General features: G+C 65.9%; 19 protein-coding genes. 7 read left to right on the forward strand and 12 right to left on the reverse strand.

Annotated features, from left to right (window positions below; genetic code table 11):
- Positions 1–66: 66 nt before the first annotated feature.
- Positions 67–2,001, reverse strand: coding sequence for an aconitase family protein (locus QHC78_RS11065; protein WP_319744405.1), 1,935 nt, complete (start codon positions 1,999–2,001; stop codon positions 67–69).
- 123 nt (positions 2,002–2,124) lie between these two features.
- Between QHC78_RS11065 and leuC the strand changes: the two genes are divergently transcribed.
- The 3 genes from leuC to QHC78_RS11080 all read left to right on the forward strand — a co-directional run bounded on the left by leuC (position 2,125) and on the right by QHC78_RS11080 (position 5,212).
- Positions 2,125–3,525, forward strand: coding sequence for a 3-isopropylmalate dehydratase large subunit (gene leuC, locus QHC78_RS11070; RefSeq protein WP_319744407.1), 1,401 nt, complete (start codon positions 2,125–2,127; stop codon positions 3,523–3,525).
- A gap of 11 nt (positions 3,526–3,536) precedes the next feature.
- Positions 3,537–4,193, forward strand: a complete 657-nt coding sequence (gene leuD, locus QHC78_RS11075; protein WP_319744410.1) for a 3-isopropylmalate dehydratase small subunit — start codon at positions 3,537–3,539, stop codon at positions 4,191–4,193.
- A 119-nt stretch (positions 4,194–4,312) separates the two neighbouring features.
- On the forward strand, positions 4,313–5,212 hold the full coding sequence (locus QHC78_RS11080) for a LysR substrate-binding domain-containing protein (protein ID WP_319744412.1): 900 nt from the start codon (positions 4,313–4,315) through the stop codon (positions 5,210–5,212).
- A 15-nt stretch (positions 5,213–5,227) separates the two neighbouring features.
- Here QHC78_RS11080 and QHC78_RS11085 read toward each other — a convergent pair whose 3' ends face one another.
- Positions 5,228–6,763, reverse strand: coding sequence for a CoA-acylating methylmalonate-semialdehyde dehydrogenase (locus QHC78_RS11085; RefSeq protein WP_319744415.1), 1,536 nt, complete (start codon positions 6,761–6,763; stop codon positions 5,228–5,230).
- Between the two features lie 118 nt (positions 6,764–6,881).
- Between QHC78_RS11085 and QHC78_RS11090 the strand changes: the two genes are divergently transcribed.
- A complete protein-coding gene (locus QHC78_RS11090; protein WP_319744417.1) occupies positions 6,882–7,820 on the forward strand; it encodes a LysR family transcriptional regulator in 939 nt (312 codons plus the stop codon).
- On the opposite strand, the gene QHC78_RS11095 is transcribed toward QHC78_RS11090, so the two are convergent.
- From QHC78_RS11095 to QHC78_RS11115, 5 genes are all read right to left on the reverse strand, one after another.
- Positions 7,813–8,856, reverse strand: coding sequence for an ABC transporter substrate-binding protein (locus QHC78_RS11095; protein ID WP_319744419.1), 1,044 nt, complete (start codon positions 8,854–8,856; stop codon positions 7,813–7,815). The two genes, QHC78_RS11090 and QHC78_RS11095, sit on opposite strands and share 8 nt — an antisense overlap.
- 86 nt (positions 8,857–8,942) lie before the next feature.
- Positions 8,943–9,176 carry a hypothetical protein gene (locus tag QHC78_RS11100; RefSeq protein WP_319744421.1) on the reverse strand — a complete coding sequence of 78 codons (234 nt, stop codon included), beginning with the start codon at positions 9,174–9,176 and terminating at the stop codon, positions 8,943–8,945.
- A gap of 12 nt (positions 9,177–9,188) precedes the next feature.
- Entirely contained in the window at positions 9,189–9,677 is a 489-nt protein-coding gene (locus QHC78_RS11105; RefSeq protein ID WP_319744423.1) for an aromatic-ring-hydroxylating dioxygenase subunit beta, read from the reverse strand.
- Complete coding sequence (locus QHC78_RS11110) at positions 9,674–10,840, reverse strand: aromatic ring-hydroxylating oxygenase subunit alpha (protein WP_319744425.1); 1,167 nt, start codon at positions 10,838–10,840, stop codon at positions 9,674–9,676. Before QHC78_RS11110 ends, QHC78_RS11105 begins: the two co-directional genes overlap by 4 nt.
- Before the next feature lie 4 nt (positions 10,841–10,844).
- On the reverse strand, positions 10,845–12,269 hold the full coding sequence (locus QHC78_RS11115; RefSeq protein ID WP_319744427.1) for an MmgE/PrpD family protein: 1,425 nt from the start codon (positions 12,267–12,269) through the stop codon (positions 10,845–10,847).
- 212 nt (positions 12,270–12,481) lie between these two features.
- Here QHC78_RS11115 and QHC78_RS11120 point away from each other — a divergent pair, with 212 nt between their 5' ends.
- Together QHC78_RS11120 and QHC78_RS11125 are read left to right on the forward strand one after the other, a co-directional pair.
- Positions 12,482–12,901 carry a VOC family protein gene (locus QHC78_RS11120; RefSeq protein ID WP_319744428.1) on the forward strand — a complete coding sequence of 140 codons (420 nt, stop codon included), beginning with the start codon at positions 12,482–12,484 and terminating at the stop codon, positions 12,899–12,901.
- 11 nt (positions 12,902–12,912) lie between these two features.
- Positions 12,913–13,758: an alpha/beta fold hydrolase gene (locus tag QHC78_RS11125; RefSeq protein ID WP_319744430.1), complete on the forward strand. Its 846-nt coding sequence runs from the start codon at positions 12,913–12,915 to the stop codon at positions 13,756–13,758.
- Between the two features lie 19 nt (positions 13,759–13,777).
- Here QHC78_RS11125 and QHC78_RS11130 read toward each other — a convergent pair whose 3' ends face one another.
- Genes QHC78_RS11130 through QHC78_RS11140 form a run of 3 tightly spaced genes read right to left on the reverse strand, consistent with a single transcriptional unit; the run spans position 13,778 to position 16,120 of the window.
- Positions 13,778–14,428: a glutathione S-transferase family protein gene (locus QHC78_RS11130; protein ID WP_319744432.1), complete on the reverse strand. Its 651-nt coding sequence runs from the start codon at positions 14,426–14,428 to the stop codon at positions 13,778–13,780.
- Between the two features lie 17 nt (positions 14,429–14,445).
- Positions 14,446–15,321, reverse strand: a complete 876-nt coding sequence (locus QHC78_RS11135) for an aromatic ring-hydroxylating oxygenase subunit alpha (RefSeq protein ID WP_319744434.1) — start codon at positions 15,319–15,321, stop codon at positions 14,446–14,448.
- Complete coding sequence (locus QHC78_RS11140; RefSeq protein ID WP_319744436.1) at positions 15,308–16,120, reverse strand: Rieske (2Fe-2S) protein; 813 nt, start codon at positions 16,118–16,120, stop codon at positions 15,308–15,310. Before QHC78_RS11140 ends, QHC78_RS11135 begins: the two co-directional genes overlap by 14 nt.
- 165 nt (positions 16,121–16,285) lie before the next feature.
- On the opposite strand from QHC78_RS11140, the gene QHC78_RS11145 reads away from it, so the two are divergent.
- Positions 16,286–17,296, forward strand: coding sequence for a LysR family transcriptional regulator (locus tag QHC78_RS11145; protein ID WP_319744438.1), 1,011 nt, complete (start codon positions 16,286–16,288; stop codon positions 17,294–17,296).
- A gap of 31 nt (positions 17,297–17,327) precedes the next feature.
- Here the strand turns inward: QHC78_RS11145 and QHC78_RS11150 are convergent, their stop codons facing one another.
- Positions 17,328–18,776 (reverse strand): amidase, encoded by a 1,449-nt coding sequence (locus QHC78_RS11150; RefSeq protein ID WP_319744440.1) that lies wholly within the window; start codon positions 18,774–18,776, stop codon positions 17,328–17,330.
- 110 nt (positions 18,777–18,886) lie between these two features.
- On the reverse strand, positions 18,887–19,729 hold the full coding sequence (locus QHC78_RS11155) for an NAD-dependent protein deacetylase (protein WP_319744899.1): 843 nt from the start codon (positions 19,727–19,729) through the stop codon (positions 18,887–18,889).
- Positions 19,730–20,095: the final 366 nt, after the last annotated feature.

A 20,095-nucleotide genomic window follows, 5' to 3' on the forward strand; every position in this document is an offset into this window, starting at 1 on the left:
CTGGAAAACGAAGACCAAAGATCCCGGCATTGTAGGCGGCGCCCGCCCGTCCAGGCATGCCGTTTTTCAGTGTGCCGCTTGCAGGCCGCGGAAGTCGGTGATGGCCCCCGCCAACGCGCTGGCCGCGACCGTGTATGGGCTGGCCAGCCAGACGCTGCCGGGGCCCGAGCGGCCCGGGAAATTGCGGTTGATCGCGCTGATGGTGACCTGCGAGGCCGAGGTCGATTGCCCGGGCCCGCAATTGGCGCATGACCCGCAGCCCGGCATGATGAGTTCCACGCCAGCGCGCTCGAAGGTGGGCAGATAGCCCCGTTCGTCGCAATAGCGCTGCACTTCCAGGGTCCCGAACTGCAGGAAGAAGCGCGTGCGCGGCGCAATCCGCAGGCCTCGGTCCAAGCCCCATTTCAATACCTCGTGGTAGGCGTCGAAGTCGGCGCGCTTGCCGCCGGTACAGGAACCGCCATAGGCAATGTCCACGGCGACGTCGGTGTCGAGCTCGTCGACCGCCACGCCGTTGCCGGGGTCGCCGGGCCGGGCCACCATGGGCCGCACGCTGGCGCCGTCGATGTGGATGATGCGGCGGTAGACCGCGTCCGCGTCGCTCGCCATCCACTCTTCGAGCTCGAAGGCTATGCCGCGCCGTTCCTTCAGGAACGCTACGGTCTTGTCGTCCGGTTCGACGATGCCGGTGAAGCCGCCCAGCTCGGCCACCATATTGGTCAAGGTAGCGCGCTCGTCCACCGGCATCGCCCGCACCGCCTCGCCGCCGTACTCGAACACCGCGCCGATGGCCTCGCCATTGCGCACCGCTTCCGAACGCAGCAGCACCAGCACGATGTCCTTGGCCGTAACGCCGGGTGCGAGCGTGCCCGACACCTCTATGCGCAAAGTCTCGGGCACCTTGCACCGCACGTAGCCGGTCGCCCAGCTTTTGGCCATATCGGTGGACCCTACGCCGAAGGCCAGGCACCCCAGTGCCCCCGCATGAGGCGTATGCGAATCGGTTCCGGCCACCACCTCGCCGGGCAGGGCATAGCGCTCGGTCATCAACGCATGGCAGATCCCTTCCGATCCGTTGCCGTCGGGCAGCTGCCCATGATGGCGCACGGGATAGTCCGCCGTGAAATCGTGGTGGCCTTGAACCAGCGCCGCCACGCGCGGCAACAGCCCGCCTTTGACGTGAGGAACGCTCTGCGGCGCCAGCACCAGGTGATCGTGGAAGGCGACGATACGGTCCGGATCGCGCAGGGGAGCCGGCTTGCCGTAGGCCCGCTGCATCAGGTGCGCGCTCATGCCGGTGAAGTAATCATGGCTGAAGCGCCAGTCCGCCCGGATGAATACGCCGCTGCCGCGCCCGGCCGCGGCCATGTCGGGATGGAGATGGCGATGAATGATTTTCTCGACCAGCGTGCGGCCGGCGCCCGGCGGTGCCGGCCTCGGCGCGACGTCGGCCCGCAGCGCCTGGCGGCTGTACGCCATCAGCCCGCCGCTACGGATGATGGCCTGGGTCAGCGCATCGCGTCCCTTCAGAAAATGCTCGATGGGAATGGCTTCGCCCGCCTCGATGCGCCGCAGCACGTCGAAATCGGTAGTGGTGAGGATGCCGATGTTGTCGCAGTTCTGCTGGTAGATGCGCTCGAAGCTTTCGGCCACGATCAACCGGATCCCGGCCGACAGTTCGGCCAGCGGGCTGTGCTCGCGCGATGAGCCCTTGCCGTAGCGCTTGCCCGCGACCGTGACCGCGAACCCGCCCTGGCGCACGGCGTCCTCGCCTATGGGCAGTTGCTCTCCGGCCTTCAGCCCCACATAGGGATAGCGGCCCAGCCGCTCGTCATAGACTAGCATGGTGGTGACCGGCGTGATCTCGTCGGTCGATATGTCGTCGCGCAGCGGCGCGGCCTTGGCCAGCGATACGGTTTCGCCGGCAAGCTGGCGGCTTATGCACGCGGGATCGCGGGAAAGGTAAAGAATGCGGCCGCCGAAGCGGATGGCGTCTTCCATGCAGGGGCTCCTTTTTATCCGACTTTAGGAGGCAACCCTTGGCTGCATAAAGCGCCGTTTCGGCACGGCAGCCATCTCGAATCGCCATTCCACGCCCCTCGCGCCGCTCCTATCATTTCACGCATGCCACGCACACTCTACGACAAACTCTGGGACACCCACGCCTTCGCCGCCGAGCCGGACGGCACCTGCCTGCTCTACATCGACCGCCATCTGATCAACGAAGTGTCGAGCCCGCAGGCCTTCGAAGGACTGCGGCTGGCGGGCCGCAAGCCGTGGCGCGCCGATTCCTGTCTCGCCATCGCCGACCACAACGTGCCGACCACCGACCGCAGCCGCGGCATCGACGATCCGTTCTCGCGCACGCAGGTCGCGGCGCTGGAGGACAACGCCCGCACCTACGGCGTCACCTTCTTCGGCATGCAGGACCGGCGCCAGGGGATAGAACACGTCGTCGGTCCCGAGCAGGGCGCGACCCTGCCCGGCATGACCGTGGTCTGCGGCGATTCGCATACCAGCACCCATGGCGCCTTCGCCTGCCTGGCGCACGGCATCGGCACCTCGGAAGTCGAGCATGTCCTGGCCACCCAGACGCTGTTGGCGCGCAAGATGAAGTCCATGCTGGTGCGGGTGGAGGGCGCCTTGCAGCCCGGCGTGGTGGCCAAGGACATCGTGCTGGCGTTGATCGGCAAGATCGGCACCGCCGGTGCCACCGGCCATGCCATCGAGTACGCGGGCTCCACCATACGCGCGCTGTCGATGGAAGGCCGCATGACCATCTGCAACATGTCCATCGAAGCCGGCGCGCGGGCGGGCATGATCGCGGTGGACGACACCACCATCGACTACCTGCGCGGCCGCCCGTTCTCGCCTACCGGCGCGCTCTGGGACCAGGCGGTGGCGTACTGGCGCACGCTGCGCTCGGACGGGGATGCCGTATTCGACACCGTGGTCGAGATCGACGCGTCGGCCATCCGGCCGCAAGTCACCTGGGGCACGTCGCCCGAAATGGTGGTGCCGGTAGACGGCAATGTGCCCGATCCCGACGCCGAGTCGGATCCTGTCAAACGCGAGGGCATGCGCAAGGCCTTGGCCTACATGGACCTGGCTCCCGGCACGCGCATGACCGATATCCGGCTCGACAAGGTATTCATCGGCTCGTGCACCAACTCGCGTATCGAGGACCTGCGCGCCGCGGCGGCGGTGCTCAAGGGGCGGCACAAGGCGCCCGGCATCCGCCTGGCCATGGTGGTTCCCGGCTCAGGCCTGGTCAAGGCGCAGGCCGAGGAAGAAGGGCTGGACCGGATCTTCATCGAAGCCGGTTTCGAATGGCGCGAGTCGGGCTGTTCGATGTGCATGGCGATGAACGCCGACAGGCTCGCCCCGGGCGAACGCTGCGCCTCGACCTCCAACCGCAATTTCGAAGGGCGGCAAGGCACGGGCGGACGCACCCACCTGGTCAGCCCCGCCATGGCCGCCGCGGCCGCCGTGGCGGGACACTTCGTCGACGTCCGATCCCTGTAAGGACCCGCGCCATGGAAAAATTCGAGCGCCTGGAAGGCATCGTCGCCCCGCTGGACCGCAGCAACGTCGATACCGACGCCATCATTCCCAAGCAATTCCTGAAATCCATCCGCCGCACCGGCTTCGGTCCCAACCTGTTCGATGAATGGCGTTATCTCGACCGCGGCGAACCGGGGCAGGACTGCTCGGGCCGCCCGCTGAATCCCGACTTCGTGCTGAACCAGCCGCAATACCGGGACGCCACCATCCTGCTGGCGCGCGCCAACTTCGGCTGCGGTTCCTCGCGCGAGCACGCGCCATGGGCCTTGCAGCAATATGGTTTCCGTGCGGTGATCGCGCCCAGCTTTGGCGATATCTTCTACAACAACGCGTTGCAGAACGGGCTGCTGCCCGTCGTACTGGACGAAGCACAGGTAGATGCGCTGTTTGCGCGCGCCGGCGGCGACCCCGCGCTGCGCCTGGCGATCGACCTGCAAGCGCAGACCGTGTCGACGCTCGACGCCGAATCGGGTTTTCGCTTCGACATTGCGCCTTTCCGCAAGTACTGCCTGATCAACGGCCTGGACGACGTCGCGCTGACACTGCGCAAAGCGGAGCAAATACACGCCTTCGAAGAGGCCCACCTGCGCGCCTTTCCGTGGCTGGCGCCGGCGCGCGGGAGACCCTGACCGGGTCTCCCCCCGCGTTGCCCGGCACCGCCCCCCGTGCCACAATCCGGCTTTGCGGCCATGCGTGGGGCTTTCGATCTCTCGCGCAGGGCCATCGTCCCTAGCGAACCGGTGCCTGCATGAGCAATCTCGTCAGAAAACTCGACCTGACTTCGTTGCGCCTGTTTGTCGCCGTCTGCCAGGAACGCAACATCGCACGCGCCGCTGAACGCGAGGCCATCGCGCCGTCGGCGGTCAGCCGGCGCATCGCCGAAATCGAAGGCCTGATCGGCCTGCCGGTCATCCACCGCGAATCGCGCGGCATCTCGGTCACGCCCATAGGGGAAGCAGTCCTGCGGCACGCCCAGGAAGTGCTGGCCGACATCGAGCGGCTCGAAGCCGAACTCTCGCAATACGCGACCGGCGCCAAGGGCACTCTGCGCATCGTCGGCAATATGTCGTCCACCGTGCAGTTCCTGCCGGAAGACATCGCAGCTTTCAAGCGCGTCTTTCCCGACGTGGACATACAGATCGACGAACAGACCAGCAGCCAGGTGCTGCGCAGCCTGGTCGAAAGCGATTTCGACCTGGGCTTCTGCAACCCGGTGCCGGGTATCGAACAACTCGAGCACCTGCCCTACCGCAGCGACCGGCTTTACCTCGCGGTCCCGCGCCATCACCGCCTGGCCAGGGCCACCGTGGTGCGGCTCGGCGATTTCATGGACGAGAACATCGTCGGCATGGGCCAGGGTACGTCGCTGACGCAATTGCTGGTCCGCGAAGCCGGCCGCCGCGGCGCCTCGCTGCACGTCAAGATCAGCGTCAGCAGTCTCGACGCCCTGTGCCGCATGGTCCACGTCGGCCTCGGTGTCGCCGTCGTTCCGCAGCACAGCGGCGAACTCTACGTGAACACCCTCGACCTCGCGCTCATTCCCATCGAAGAACCCTGGGCCATCCGCGAACTGGTCATCGTCTTCCGCCAGCGCGACCGCCTGACCGCTCCCGCCGCCGCCCTGGTGAACTTTCTCGCCAGCCGATAAGCCGCGGCTGGGGGGCTACTTGGCAACCGGCATGACGAACTCCGCACCCTTGCCGATACTGCTTGGCCAGCGCTGCATGATGCTCTTCTGCCGGGTATAGAACCGTACCCCTTCTTCGCCATAGGCGTGCATGTCGCCGAACAGCGAGCGCTTCCAGCCGCCAAAGCCGTGCCAGGCCATGGGCACCGGGATAGGCACGTTGATGCCCACCATGCCCACTTGTATGCGGCGGCTGAACTCCCGCGCCACGTTGCCGTCGCTGGTAAAGCAGCTCACGCCATTGCCGAACTCGTGCGCGTTGATCAATTCCACCGCGGCGGCGAAATCCGGCACTCGCACGCAGGACAGCACCGGCCCGAAGATCTCTTCGCGATAAATCCGCATCTCGGGCGTTACGTGGTCGAACAACGTGCCGCCCATCCAGAACCCGCGCTCGCAGCCGGCGCCTGCCGATGCGGCATCGAACTTGCGGCCGTCCACCAGCAGCTTGGCGCCTTCCTCGACCCCGATGCCGATGTAGTCGCTGATGCGCCGGTGCGCCGCGGCGTGCACGATAGGCCCCATTTCGGCATCGAGCTCCATGCCGTTCTTGACCTTGAGCGCGCGCGTGCGCTCGACCAGGCGGGGCATGATCTGGTCGGCGACCTCGCCCACCAGCACGCCTACCGAGATCGCCATGCACCGCTCGCCGGCCGAACCGTAGGCCGAACCGATCAGGGCGTCGACCGCCTGGTCCAGGTTCGCATCGGGCATGACCACCATGTGGTTCTTGGCGCCGCCCAGCGCCTGCACGCGCTTGCCGTTGCGGGCGCCGGTCTCGTAGATACTCTGCGCGATGGGCGTAGAGCCGACGAAGGACACCGCGTCGACGTCGGGATGGGCCAGCAGCGCCTCTACCGCTTCCTTGTCGCCTTGCACGACGTTGAACACGCCGTCGGGCAGGCCGGCCTGCTTGAGCAGGTCTGCCATCATCAACGACGGCGAGGGATCGACCGGACTGGGCTTGAGTATGAAGCAATTACCCGCCGCGATGGCCACCGGGAACATCCACATCGGTACCATCACCGGGAAATTGAACGGTGTAATGCCGGCCACCACGCCCAGCGGTTGCCGCAGCGTCCAGTTGTCCATGCCGGTGGACACCTGGTCGGTGAACTGGGTCTTGAGCAGCTGGGGGATACCGCAGGCGAATTCGACGATGTCTATGCCCCGCGCGACTTCGCCTTGCGCATCGGTAAATACCTTGCCGTGCTCGGCCGTGATGGCGCGCGCGAGGTCGTCCTTGTGGCGATTGAGCAATTCCAGGAAGCGGAACATCACGCGCGCGCGGCGGATGGGCGGAATATCGGCCCAGGCCGGGAAGGCGCGCTTGGCGCTCGCGACAGCGGCATCCACGTCCGCGGCGTTGCCCAGCGCGACCTGGCCCGCTACCGCACCGGTGGCGGGATTGAAGACGTCGGCCGTGCGCGTGCCCACGGACGACGCGGCGGCGCCGTCCCTCCAATGGGTGATGAGGGACGGATTGCCGGAAGAAGCGGAAACGATGGACATGGATAGCATCCTGGCGATAAACATCGAGGCCTTGAGTCTAGGCCGCTCAGGCCGATTGGATAAGCGGTCCGAATCCAATTAAAGTGTTCATTATTTTGAACAATCCGGGGGTAACCGAATGGCTTCCGACGTCATCGCGCCCTGGGTGGCCGATATCCACCTGCTGACGGTCCTGGCCGAGACCCGCAGCTTTACGCAGGCCGCCCGCCGCCTGGGACTGTCCAAGGCCTCGGTCAGCATGCGCATCGGCGCGCTGGAGCGGGCGGCCGGCGTGCCGCTGGTCCAGCGCACGACCCGGTCGGTGGTGCTGACCGATGCCGGCCGTGAACTGGTCATGGATGCTGCTCCCGCCTTCGAGCGCATCGATGCCGGCTTCACCGCGGTCAAGGACCTGACGGGCACCCCGCGGGGCACGGTACGCGTCACGGCGCCGGTCGCCCTGGGCCGGCAACACATCGCACCGCGGCTGGCCCCCTTCATCCGGCGCTATCCCGACGTCCGCATCCATCTCGACCTGACGGACCGGTTCGTCAACCTGGCGCAGGAAGGCTATGACCTGGCCATCCGCCATACCGGCGCGGCGCCGGAAAGCTACGTCGCCTGGCCGCTGTGCGAAACGCAATCGCTGCTGGTCGCCAGTCCCGCCTACCTGCGGCGGCGCGGCACCCCCCGGCATCCGCGCGACCTGGCGGCACACGACTGCCTGCTGTATCTGGGGCCCGGCGCGGATACCTGGACCTTCGTGCCGGCCGGCGGCGGGTCGGCCGAGCCGCTGCCCATTCCGGTGCAAGGACCATTCAAGGCCAATAACAGCGAAGTCTTGCGCGACGCGGTGTTGGACGGCCTGGGGATCGCCCTGCTGCCGGATTTCAGCGCGGCGCCGAGCCTGCGCAAACTCAGGCCGGTGCTGCCCGATTGGCGCGTGCAGGGCTTTTTCGGCAACCAGCTCTATGCGCTGCGGCCCTGGGCGCCGCGAGTGCCGCGGGCGGTCCAGTGCTTTGTCGAGTACCTGCGCGAATCGCTCGCGCAGGGATTTCCGCTGTCGCAGGCTACTTGATCGCGCGTTCCTGCGCCGACGGCAGGAATTTGTCGGTGAACAGCTTCTCGGCATCGGGGTAGGACTTCAGCCCGAAAGCGTCGACCACCTGGACGATGTTCAGCCGCAGGCGCGCCATGTCTACCCCGCCCAGGCCGCTGGCGCGGGTCGCGGGCGTGGAAACGCTGCCCAGGAACATGCGCAGCCGGCGTTCCTCGATCGCGCTGTCGATAATGCCGTCGCGCGCCTTGAGATAGGTCACGGCCTCCTTGGGATTGGCCAGGGTATCCTTGACTGCGCGGTTGAACGCCCGCAGGAAGGCGGATACGACCGCCGGATTCTCGGCCGCGAACTTGGGCGAGGTCACCACCATGTTGCCGTACAGGTTCACGCCGTAGTCGCTGTACTTCATGATGTTCAATTCGCTTTCCTTCACGCCGCGCGACTCCAGGGTCAACAGCGAGGTGTAGTAGAAGCCGGTGATGGCGTCGACCTCGCCCTTGATCAACAGGGTTTCGCGCAGCGCCGGATCGACGTTGATCCACTTCACCGAAGAAGGATCGATGCGCGTGGCCTGGGCGAATACCGGGAAAGCCTTGCGCCCCGCATCGAACACCGGCGAAGCCAGCGTCTTGCCCTGCACGTCTGCCGGCTTGGAAATGCCCTTCTTCTTGAGCGAGAAGACCGATGCCGGCAACTGCTCGAGCAGCATGTAGACGCCCAGCACCGAGGGTGTGGACGGGTTGTTGACCATGTACTCGATCATGGCGCTGGTATCGGCGGTGCCCATTTCGTGGGTACCGCCTATGACGCGCTGGATGGCCGAGACCGAGCCCGTGCCGGTATCGACGCTCACGTCCAGGCCTTCCTTGGCGAAATAACCCTTGCCCTGTGCCATCAGCACGATGGAAGCGGGACCGTCGAAGCGCCAGTCATGGGTATAGCGGATCTTGGTAAGCGGCTGGGCCTGGGCGGACAGCGCACCGGCCAGGGCCAGGCCCGCGACGAGCAGCATGGCGCCGCAGCGCTGCAGCGGATGAAACGCGAATTGCATCATGGCACACCTTTCTATCGATAAGTGAATGGAACCCGCGGGGCATGCGCCTGCGCGGCATCCGGCCTGGCATCTCCCGGAACGCTTGCTCATCGTCCCCCTCCATGTCCCGGTGTTCGTCCCGGGATCATGTGCATATCGAAATCCGCCACTTCGGTGCCAGCCAGCGCGGCCAACTGGAAAGCGTCCAGCCATACCGTCCGGTCGTGCCGCAGGTCGTCGACCCGCAATCGCGGGCTTAGGCCGCGCGTGTCGATGCTGACGCGGACTGCCGCGAACTCGTTGCTCAGCACCGCCGATGGCAGATCGCCCTCACGCGCCATGGACGTCTCGCGCTAGAGCAGGTAGGAAATGCATTCGAGCGCCTCGCCATTGCGCAGCAAGTTGACCTTCTTGCGGCGGATGCGCCACTGCGGGCGGCTGCCCGTCAGCGTGAACTCGCAATGCGCCGAATGCATCGTCTGCCTATGCCGTGCGAGTTCCACCAGCAGCATCATGCAGTGCACCTCGCAGCTGCCGCCATCGGCATCGGCGTCGACGATATCGACGTTGGACACGATGCGATGCAGGCGCGATGCCGGCTCCTGGGCGAACGCGAAGCCCGAGCGCAGGCGCTTGACGCGTCTTGCCATGGCGGCCTTGTCGTCGTGGATGATGGAGACATGGCGGGCCGGATCGATGTCGTCGCGCCCCGCCGGTACCCAATAGGTGGCGTCATCGGTGAACAGATCGAGCCAGTCCTCGAACCGCTGCGTATCCAGCAGCCGGGCCTCGCGATAGAGAAAACTTTCCGCGTCCGCGCGCAGTTCTTGCAAGGCATTCATGCGTGCGGCTCCTGCAAGGCAGAACCGGCCGTCATCATGCGCAGCCAGTTCCGGTACATGCCGCGATGCTGCGTTTCGTCGGTAATGCCGCCGGTCACATAGCCGTCCTTCACCTTATCGGTCTCCAGGCCGCGCGAGAAAGTCAGCCACTCCACGGCAGAACTTTGCAATCCGTACTGCGTGCGCTCGAAGATCTCCAGGTCGTCGGTGAAAAAAGTCCCCGCCGCGCCGAACTCGAATTCCTGGTCACGCATGCGGCGCAGATTGATGTCTTCCGGCGCGCCCTCGAGCTTGACCACGCGGGTATGGATCTCGGTACGGTTGGCGGCGACCGGCCGTATGGTGCGTATCTGGCTGCGCAATACGATAAGGTTGGGAAAAATGACCAGGTTGAATCCGCCGGACAGGCTGGCATCCAGCGGCATGGGCCCGTAGTCCGTATGGTCCGTAACACCGTGGCCATCCATCGCAATCACGCAGCCGCCGCCCTGCTGGTAGATTTCCATGGCCTTGGGCGTGACGGCGCTGATGTGCAAAGCGCCCACGTGGTAAGGGTCGACGCCGTTCTCGAGCTGGAATTTCCAGTTGCCGTTGTAGGCGCATTTCTGCGACCCCTCGAACAGGGCGAGCTTGCCGCCGGGTGCGGCGCCAACGTAGGCGTCGAGAAAACGCGCCACGCCGCCCAGGTGCTCGCGCAGGCTGGGTCCGCCCGCGCTCATGCTGCCGAAAATAAAACCCTGGTACTGGTCCACCCTGGCTATCCGCTGCAGTCCCATTTCCTCTTTTTTGAACGTACTGCCGTAGGCTTCGGGCGAGGGAACCCCGATCAGGTCGCCCGAGCTGCGATACGTCCAGAAGTGGTAGGGGCAGCGAAAGTATTTGCTGTTGCCGGTTTCGTTCTCGCACACCGTCGGGCCGCGATGGCGGCAGCGGTTGATCAGCACGGCCACCTGGCCGTCCGGCTGCCGCGAGACGATCACCGGATGACGGCCCAGCAGCGTGGTCTTGTAGTCGCCCGGCTGGGGGATCTCGGCCTCGTGCGCCAGGAAGACCCAAGTCGTATCGAAGATGTGCTGCATCTCCAGATCGAATATGTCCTGGTCGGTGTAGACGGACCGGTGGACGGCGCCCGGGCGTATGAGTTGGTCGATGGCAGGTCTCATGGTGTCAGGAAGCCGTGGCCGACAGCTGTTGAAGAAAGGAATCCAGGTCGTCGAGCTGCTCGAGTTCGCGCACGGTCGCGATGACGCGATCGATCGCGCCGGGCGACATCGACGGGCGGGCGCAAGTGATATTGCGGACGAACTTGGCTGCGATGTCGTCGAACGACATGGGCCGGGCCGGCTGCCCGTGAGCGACATCGACGCGTTCGCTATAGGCTGCGCCATCGGAACAGCCGATCATGACGATGCCGGGCTCCACGGAGCCCGGCGCCGCGAGGGTGGGGTCGAGCTCATGCTCGATACGGGCCGCCATGCGCAGGACGGTTTCGTCGGTCCGCGCCTGGGCGCCGAAATCGTTTACGCCGACCTGGCCGCGAAGCAGCGCCAGCGCCACCGCGTAGGGAATGCTGTTCATGGCCGCCGACGCGCTGGGCGGCTGGCGGCGGACATCGTGCGGCTCGCACATGGCTTGTCCCCACGGCCCGACACGCAGGCGCACCCACGAGATATCGTCAGGACGCAGCCGGTGCAGACGCATCAGGCCGAGAGCGGCCTCGCAGAACGGGTGGCTCACCAGCGTGCCGGGCTGGGGCTTGAAGCAGCGTTTCAGCGACTCGTAGCGCGACCCCAGGCCCGCGGTCAGCGGCCCCAATTCGAACGCCTCCGGAAAGCACGCGTTCAGCAGTCCGGCCTGGCCGCCGACCGGATCGCCCAGGGCGGACAGGCCTGCAAGGCTCATCAAGGCGCTCTGGGCGCCGCCCTGGTTGCACAGCCCGGCATACAGGATCTTGCCGGCGCTTACCGGCGCATGCACCACCATTTCTTCGGTGCCGGCCGCCTGCATCTGCGCCAAGCCCAATGCATGCAACATGCGCGTCGCGTCGAATCCCAGCACTTTGCCGCAAGCCGCGGCGGCCGAAAGATAGCCGAACAGCTGGCTGGCCAGCATCACCGGCAGTCCCGGGCCGAGGCCGGCCGCGATGGCCGCCGCCAGCCGCGACTGGATTTCCGACCCCACGGCCAACGCCGCCAGCAGGCGCTGGCCGGGGCGGTCCACCCGGGCCGCCTGGGCAATGGCGATGGCCGCCGGCGCAAAGCACACCGTCACGTGTATTTGCGGATAGTCGATGATGTCGTCGTAATCCAGCACGCGCGCATGCGCCGCGTTCACGAGCGCCGCCGTCGCGGGCGGCGCCCGCCGGCCCGTGGCCCATATCCATGCGGCGCCGCCTCCGCTCTGCGAGGCGTAGCGCTCCAGCGCATGCGAGGTTTCGCCCACGCGCTCCCCGGCCACAGCGATGCCCAGCAAGTCCAGCAAGGCCTGCTTGCATTGCTGTGCCACGGTCTCGGGCAGATCGTCGGCGGCCAGCGTGGCCGCGAACTCCGCCAGCTGCGCCGATACGTTGGAGGTCGTCTCATCGCATCGCATGCGGCCACATTAAAGAAGGTAGGCGCCGCGAAGCAATTCGGATTCCCGCACGCCTGGATCAATTTTCCTGAACCAGGTTTGAGGCCTCGCGCAGCAGCTGGCAGCCCATGCCGCTGGTTCAGGAAAACCGAACTAGTTGCGTGCCCATTTTTTGGTAGGCCCGCGCGGCGGGTTCGTATGATGAAGCGTTGGCCATACGCGGGAGCTGCAAGATGCCGATACCGGCACGTTTCAACGGCGTCGACCATCTGGTGCTGAAAGTCTCGGATATCGATCGCACGGTCGCCTTCTACGAATCGGTACTTGGCCTGCGCGTAGAACGCATCTTCGACAAGATCCATTTGCGCCAGGTGCGGTGCGGCGCGAATCTCATCGACCTGATCGCGCTGCAGCCCGGCGAGACGTTGCCGCCGCCGGACCGGCGCGGCATCGAGCACTTCTGCCTGAGCATCGAAGCCGACATGGACGCGTTGCTGGAAAGCCTGCGCGCCATGCAAATCGACATCATCCGTGGCCCGATGGAAGTCTACGGCGCACGCGGATTCGGCTCCTCCATCTATATCGCCGACCCCGACGGCTACGAGATCGAGCTCAAGGTCGGCTACTCGATCAACCCTGTGCGTTTTCCATGAGGCAAACCGCCATGCCTGCCCGTTCTACGTCGATCACCAGCCAAGGCTTGTCGCTGCATCTCGTCGAATGGGGTGCCGACGAATTGCCCGCCGTCGTGTTGCTGCATGGCCTGCGCGCCTACGGCTACTGGTTCGAGGAATTCGCCGAAGCCGCGGCCGGGAGTTTCCACTTGATCGCATTGGACCAGCGCGGCCGCGGCGCCTCGGACTGGGCTCCGGCGGGCCGCTACACCACGGACGACTATGTGGCCGATATCGCGGCGCTGGTGGAGCAGAAGAATTTGCACCGGTATGCCTTGGTGGGCCACTCCATGGGCGGCACCAACGCACTGAATTACGCGGCCGCCAAGCCTCCCGGACTGGAGGCGCTCGTCATCGTGGACAGCGCGCCGGAACTCGACCCGCGCGGCCTGGCGCGCATACGCGAAGAACTGGGCCGCACGCCGGGTTCCTTCGCCAGCCAGGAAGAGGCGCTCGATTTCCTGCGTCCGCTGCATAGACGCGCCAGTGCCCGCAGCCTGGCGACGCGCCTGGAATGGATGCTGATGCAAGACGCGCAAGGCCGCTGGCAATGGCGTATCGACCCCAAGATTTTCGATCCGCGCATGACGCCCGATCCTCCCGAGCGATCATGGAAGGCAGTGGCCGATGTGGCATGCCCGGTGCTGGTCGTGCGGGGCAGCGACTCCGACCTGGTGACGCGAGACTGCGCCGATCGGATGGCGGCGGAATTCCGGCATGCAAGCCGCGCCGAGATTCCGGCGGCGGCCCACATGGTGGTGGAGGACAACCCGGCGGCTTTCACCGCGGCCGTCCTGCCGTTCCTGGAAAACACACTGGGTGCCGCGTCGCGCTGACGCGGCCGGCCGGCACGGTCTATGCCGCCAGCGCGTCGGCGAGATCGGGAGGGAGAATGCCGGGCATGACGATGAAGCCCGGCAGCCGCTTGAACGCGTGCACCCACCGCCACAGCGCCGGATAGTCCTCGACCGGCAGGCCGCAATCGGCCATCAGCGCCACGCCGGGAAATACCGCGACATCGGCGATGGTGGGGCGATCGCCCACCAGCCAGCGCCGGCCATGCAGCTCGCCCTCGAACACGTGGTCTTCCAGCAGCCCCAGGGCATGCCGGGACGCGGCCTCGACACCATCACGGCCGGGCACGGGCGCGGCCTGGATATCGGCCATGCGCAGGCGCAGCAGCGGCGCCATTTCATGCCCCGCGAAAGCCAGCCACATCGCGACCCGCCCGGCGTCCTCCGGTCCCGCGGGCAACCATGCGCGCGACGCATCGTGGCGGGCGGCCAGGTAGACCAGGATTGCCTGGGCATCGCGCAGGCAGACCTCTCCATCTTCCAGCACAGGCAGCGTCCCCAGGGGATTGATGGCCAGAAACGCCGGATCGCGATGCATGCGGCCAGGATGGACATCGACCTTCACCGGCTCGTAGGTCAGGCCCAGCATGCTCATCAGCAATCTAACCTTGTAGCCTTCGGCGGACAGGATGTAGTCGTACAAGCGGATCATCTCGGCTCCCGAGCGCATCAGACCAGGTTGCGCTCCAGCCCGAATTGCAGGCCGGAACGGTCGAGCCAGCGGCGATAGGCCACCGAACTGGCATCCGATGCCGCAGGCACTTCCTGCCGCGGGTGCACAGGGAGCTTGCGGGGACGCTGGTGAACCAGCACCATGCGGTCCTGCGCGAATATCTCGTGATAGAAATGCAGAATGTGCTGGTCGCTGTTGGTGTGGTCGAAGACGCGCGCGAACGAATGCACCGTGCAATGTTCTTCGTCGCAGGGCTGTATGAAAAGGCCGATGAGATCCTTCATGCCGGGCCGGACCAGGCTGTCCTTGTAGATGATGGCGATGAAAGGAGACGCGATGCGGTAGTCGTAATAGACCTGCGTCCCCAGTCCGGCGGCGGCCGACGCCTTGGGTTGGAAGAAGCTGCAACCAGTGGCCCAGAGTTCCCGGCCGTCGTCGCGATACTCGATCTGGTAGGTCGGTACCTCCGCCGACTCGTACCCGCCCAGCGTGCCCGTATGCACGAATGAAAAATGGGAAAGGTCGAAGAAGTTTTCGATCACCCGCTGGCCCGACGAGGGTACGCCGATGCGGCCGCGATGGAAGAAGCGCCGCGGCTGGCCGTCGTCGAACTCGGCGATGGCGACGATGTCCCGTGCCGGCCGCCCCAACGACACCCAGACAAACCCATAGCGTTCCAGTACGTGGTCCAGCGGCTGGCGCGTGCCGTCCGTTCGCAGCCAGCTGCAATGGAACCGCCCGCTCTCGTCGCGGACCAGTTCTATGTCTTCGCCCAGCAAGCGCGCATGCTCGGACTGCCCGGGAAGCAGTTCTTCCGCATAGGCCACGACATACCAGTCGTTCAAGGCCACGAGATCGTCACGCACATTCATGGGCCGTTCTCCAATCGATTCGATGCCCCCGCTGCTCTGCAAGCCCATGACGCAAGACTACGAGCGCCTGGTTCAACCCGCGTTTGGCATCGGCAGACAGCGGTCCTACGCCAGCCAGATGCAGCATGGACGTCCCACGGCTGACGGGCTGGACCAGTCCGACGTAGTCCACGCCCGAACCGCCTTCGCGCCAGCGGCCATGCAAAACGGCGCCATTCGATTCCGCCGTCGCTTCGAAGCTTCCTTCGGGCAAGCGCCAACCATGCCGGCGTACGCTTCCCCCGGCCTGCACCGGCTCGTATTCCGCCACGCTGAGCCGGCCGGCCGTATGCAGGCAGGACCTCAGCCAGGCCTCGGCCAGCCGCATACCGTCGACCGGCATGTGCATGCTGCGTATTGGCTCCAACTCGTGCGGCAGCGGCGGCGGTTCGGCTGGCGTGTCCTGCTTGGCCACCCAGATGAATCCATGGCGCTCGACGACGGGATAGGACTGCGCCTTGGCCGACGCCGGGGGCACGCTGGCTGGATGCGCCGGGATGAAATTGCACTGCGCGTCGTTACCGAACCGCCAGCCGTGATAGGGACAAACCAGGCCGCGCGGCGCCACGGCGCCCAATGAGAGGCGCATGCCGCGGTGCGGGCACCGGTCGTACCAGGCATGGATGTGCCCGTCGTCCGAACGCCAAATCGCCAGCGGCAGGTCGGCGAGCATCACGGGCATCACCATCAACGCCGGCACGTCGCGCGAGGCTGCCACCGCGCACCATGGCAGGGCATGAGAGTGAAGCGCATGATTCATGAAAGTGCCGGCTCCCGGAAGTCGCATCGTCGGAAACCAGCATCCCATAGCCGCCGCTTCAGGAAAAACGGATTTCCTGGGCTCTGGTTCGGATTTTTCTTTTTGCCGGCGCTTGGCGCAGATCTTGCGTACCTACGCCTACACGCCACGACCGGTACCTTCACCATGCTCCAGGCCATCGACTCCCTCGGCGGCGCGGCCCAGCCTTCCGCCATGCCCACCGGATTTGCAGCGCCCGGCCATCGTGCCCAACTGGCCGAGGAAGCCAGCGGCATCCCCCGCATCACGCTGCGGCAGCTGGTGTATTTCGCGGCAGCGGCCAAGCATGGCAGCGCGCTGCGCGCGGCCGAGGAACTCAGTATTTCTCCGCCGGCCATATCGAGCGCGATCGCGGGACTGGAGTCATTGCTGGGCGAGCAATTGTTCGTCCGGCGTCATGCGCGGGGTCTTGTGCTGACCGAAGCCGGCCACCAGCTGCTCCAGACCGCGCGCAACATCATCGGCCAGGTCCAGGAGATAGAACTCAGCCGCATCAACCGCCGGCGGCATGCCTATCAACGCATTACCCTGGGCTGCCTGGGCGACATCGCGCCCAGCGTGGTGCCGCCGCTGGTACGCGCCTTCCAGGCCGCCTACCCGGGTACCGACGTGCGCTGGCACACCGATGGCCATCCCCAACTGATGGCGCAACTGGAGGCCGGCGCGCTGGACGTGATCTTCGTGCTGGACTTCGAGATCTCCCCGGCGCTGGCGACGACGGTGCTCTGTCCAGGGCCGGTGCGCTGCGTATTGCCGGCATCGCACTGGCTCGCGAACGATACGGTGGACCTCGCGCAGTTGGAGGACATGCCCTTCATCATGCTGGACATCCCCAAGACCCGGGACTACTTTCTGTCGGTGTTCGCCACGCTGGGCCTGAAACCCAATATCGCCCATCGTGTGACCTCGGCCGAAATGGTGCGGGGCCTGGTGGCAAGCGGGTTCGGCTATTCGCTGCTGAATTTCGGCAGCCATGAACGCAAAGACATCGTCTACCGTCCGGTGCGGGGCTATAGCCGGACTTCGCAGCTGGTCGCCGTGCGCCAGTACCAGCACGCATCGTCGGAGCTGATCGAGGCCTTCGTGGCAAAAGCCGGCGATTTCCTTTCGCAGCACGGCGTCAATCCCGATCGCTAGGATCCCGGGCCGGCCAGCAGGCACACCGTACCTAGAGCGGAAATGCCGGCGGCGGCCGCCGCCGCGCCCACGACGTCGCATCGTCGTACGCGCGGGCCATATCGAGGCAGAGCAGTTCCCCATGCATGGGGCCGATCAACTGCATGCCCATGGGCAGCCCGCGCTCGTCGAATCCTGCCGGCAAACCGATGACCGGGCAGCCCGACATCGTTCCGGGTATCACGACCTCCATCCAGCGATGGTAGGTATCCATGGCACGGCCGGCGATCTCGGTCGGCCATTTCCAGGCCGCGTCGAACGGGAACACCTGAGCCGACGGCAGGGCCAGCACATCGTACTGCCGGTGCAAGGCCGCCACGAAATGGAACCAGCGGGTGCGGAAGGCCTCCGCCTCCGCCAGCCCGGCGGGCGTCAGGCGCAGGCCGTTCTCCAGTTCCCATTGGGCCTGGTCCCCCAGCATGGCCCGCTTGACCGGGTCCTCGTACAACGGCCGCAGCTGCCGGTAGATCGCCCAGGCCCGCAACACCAGCCATTGTTCGAAGATGGCTTCGACCGGAAAATCCAGCGCCACCGGCTCGACCACGCAACCCAGGTCTTCGAATACCGATAATGCGCGCTCGCACACCGCGGTCACGCCGGGTTCCATGGGCAGGTGCCCGCCCAGGGTACCTAGCCAGGCAATGCGGCGGCCCCGCAGCGACGCAGACGGCGCGCGGGCATGATGGGCGAACACCGATGGTGGTTCCCGGATCGAAAGCGGCGCACGCGGATCCGGCCCGGCCTGGACCGCCAGCAAATTGGCGAGGTCGCGCGGGTTCCTCGCCACGGGGCCCGCCACGCCCAACGTGTTGGCAAACACGTCGGCCTGCAGGGCCGGCACGCGTCCATACGAGGGACGCAGGCCGTATACATTGTTGAAGGCCGTGGGATTGCGCAGGGATCCCGCATGGTCGCTTCCATCGGCGACCGGCAGCATGCGCAGCGCTACGGCGGCCGCGGCCCCGCCGCTGCTGCCGCCCGCCGAACGGCCGGCGTCGTACGGGTTGCGCGTCACGCCATAGACGCCGTTATAGGTGTGCGACCCCAAGCCGAACTCCGGCGTATTGGTCTTGCCGATAAGAATGGCACCGCTGGCCCTCATGCGCTCCACCTGGATACTGTCGGCCGCAGCCACGCGGTCGCGGTACGCCGGCGAACCTTCGGTCCAAGGCAATCCGCGCACCGGGTCCAGGTCCTTTACCGCGATAGGGAAACCGTGCATCCAGCCCTGGGGCCCCTTCTGCGCCAGTTCGGCATCGGCACGGGCGGCCTCGGCCTCGAGCTCTTCGCGCGGACGCAGCGCGACAATGGCATTGACGGCCGGATTGCAGCGTTCGATGCGGTCCAGATAAGCCGCCATGACTTCCCGGCACGACACCTGTCCGGTTGCGATGGCCTGCGCCAGTTCGGTGGCATCCAGCAGAAGGGGATTCAAGGACATGAGCCTGTTCAGACAAACAAGGTCGGTCCAGCTTAACCGGCGCGCCGGCGCCCATGGATAGCGTTTCCTCGCAAACGGCTCGCCTTTCCTGACTCAGCACCCGCCCAGAATCAGGCCGCCGCCTTGTCGTCCAGCAGAAAAGCCAGCGCCTGGGCGCACGGCTGCTCCACTTTCAGCGCCAACAACTCATCGGCCCGGGTACGGCCCAGGTTCACGGCGGCCACGGGCAGGCCGGCCTGCGCGCCGGCACGTACGTATCGGTAGCCGGAATGCACCATGAGCGAGGACCCCACGACCAGGATGGCATCGGATGCCTGAAGCGCCTCCAGCACCGCCGATACGCGTGCCGCGGGCACCGGTTCGCCGAAGAACACGACGTCCGGCTTCAAGATGCCGCCGCAGTCAGGGCATTCCGGTACCCGGAAGCTGCCAAAGTCGTCGGACTCCAGGTCGGCATCGCCGTCGGGCGCGTCTCCCGCCTCCAGCGCCACCCACTTGGGATTCAAGGCCGCCAGGTGCTGCTGGAACACCGTCCGCGCCTGGCGCCGTTCGCACTGCATGCAGCGGACCTGGTCCAGCCGCCCGTGCAGGTCCACCACCGCCCGGCTGCCGGCGGCCTGGTGCAGGCCGTCCACATTCTGGGTCACCAGCCGGTGCACGCATCCGGCGGCTTCCAGCCGGGCCAAGGCGCGATGGGCGTCGTTGGGCCCCGCCTTGCCGAAGCGGCGCCATCCCACCATGCTGCGGGCCCAGTACCTGCGGCGGGCGAGGGGATCCCCCATGAAAGTCCGGAAATCGATGGGCGGGCTGCGTTTCCACTGTCCGTCGGCGTCCCGGTAGTCGGGTATGCCGGACTCGGTGCTGCACCCCGCGCCCGTCAATACGAACAAGCGCCGGTAGCGGCCGACGAACTGCTGGAGGGGAGTAGACACGATAGGCTCCGGGATTCGCATCGCAAGCAAGCATACCGCGACGGCGCCGGACGAAGAAAAGAGGTGTAGCAGCCTGTGGATAAGCTCTAGGGAACCAGGGTGTGCACAATGTGTTGACGCTTTCTGGATAACCGCCGTCGATTTCCGAACCGGAAAACTTGTTCAACTTCGGGGTACACCATGTGGACAAGGTTATCCACATGCCTTAAAATTAGGCAAGCCATTGAATCAAAAAGACTTTTCCCGCCCGTCAAAGTTATCCACAGGCTCCTATTACTTACTACGAATAGGATAGGTAGTTTTAAGTAAAACCCCAAAACACTTCTTTCCTACGACGACGACGGGCCGCATGCGGCCCAGGCACCATGCTGCCTCTCGATGAAGATG

The sequence above is a fragment of the Pigmentiphaga sp. genome (genome assembly GCF_033795525.1).
Lineage (GTDB): Bacteria > Pseudomonadota > Gammaproteobacteria > Burkholderiales > Burkholderiaceae_B > Pigmentiphaga.

Excerpts from the sequence above, each read along its gene's own strand:
- QHC78_RS11080 (WP_319744412.1), top strand. The coding sequence starts at position 4,313 with ATGAGCAATCTCGTCAGAAAACTCGACCTGACTTCGTTGCGCCTGTTT.
- QHC78_RS11150 (WP_319744440.1), bottom strand. The coding sequence starts at position 18,776 with ATGTCCTTGAATCCCCTTCTGCTGGATGCCACCGAACTGGCGCAGGCC.
- QHC78_RS11145 (WP_319744438.1), top strand. The coding sequence starts at position 16,286 with ATGCTCCAGGCCATCGACTCCCTCGGCGGCGCGGCCCAGCCTTCCGCC.
- leuC (WP_319744407.1), top strand. The coding sequence starts at position 2,125 with ATGCCACGCACACTCTACGACAAACTCTGGGACACCCACGCCTTCGCC.
- QHC78_RS11115 (WP_319744427.1), bottom strand. The coding sequence starts at position 12,269 with ATGCGATGCGATGAGACGACCTCCAACGTATCGGCGCAGCTGGCGGAG.
- QHC78_RS11085 (WP_319744415.1), bottom strand. The coding sequence starts at position 6,763 with ATGTCCATCGTTTCCGCTTCTTCCGGCAATCCGTCCCTCATCACCCAT.
- QHC78_RS11105 (WP_319744423.1), bottom strand. The coding sequence starts at position 9,677 with ATGAATGCCTTGCAAGAACTGCGCGCGGACGCGGAAAGTTTTCTCTAT.
- QHC78_RS11065 (WP_319744405.1), bottom strand. The coding sequence starts at position 2,001 with ATGGAAGACGCCATCCGCTTCGGCGGCCGCATTCTTTACCTTTCCCGC.
- QHC78_RS11135 (WP_319744434.1), bottom strand. The coding sequence starts at position 15,321 with ATGAATGTGCGTGACGATCTCGTGGCCTTGAACGACTGGTATGTCGTG.
- QHC78_RS11125 (WP_319744430.1), top strand. The coding sequence starts at position 12,913 with ATGCCTGCCCGTTCTACGTCGATCACCAGCCAAGGCTTGTCGCTGCAT.
- QHC78_RS11095 (WP_319744419.1), bottom strand. The coding sequence starts at position 8,856 with ATGATGCAATTCGCGTTTCATCCGCTGCAGCGCTGCGGCGCCATGCTG.
- QHC78_RS11155 (WP_319744899.1), bottom strand. The coding sequence starts at position 19,729 with ATGCGAATCCCGGAGCCTATCGTGTCTACTCCCCTCCAGCAGTTCGTC.
- QHC78_RS11140 (WP_319744436.1), bottom strand. The coding sequence starts at position 16,120 with ATGAATCATGCGCTTCACTCTCATGCCCTGCCATGGTGCGCGGTGGCA.
- QHC78_RS11090 (WP_319744417.1), top strand. The coding sequence starts at position 6,882 with ATGGCTTCCGACGTCATCGCGCCCTGGGTGGCCGATATCCACCTGCTG.
- QHC78_RS11110 (WP_319744425.1), bottom strand. The coding sequence starts at position 10,840 with ATGAGACCTGCCATCGACCAACTCATACGCCCGGGCGCCGTCCACCGG.
- QHC78_RS11120 (WP_319744428.1), top strand. The coding sequence starts at position 12,482 with ATGCCGATACCGGCACGTTTCAACGGCGTCGACCATCTGGTGCTGAAA.
- QHC78_RS11130 (WP_319744432.1), bottom strand. The coding sequence starts at position 14,428 with ATGATCCGCTTGTACGACTACATCCTGTCCGCCGAAGGCTACAAGGTT.
- leuD (WP_319744410.1), top strand. The coding sequence starts at position 3,537 with ATGGAAAAATTCGAGCGCCTGGAAGGCATCGTCGCCCCGCTGGACCGC.
- QHC78_RS11100 (WP_319744421.1), bottom strand. The coding sequence starts at position 9,176 with ATGGCGCGTGAGGGCGATCTGCCATCGGCGGTGCTGAGCAACGAGTTC.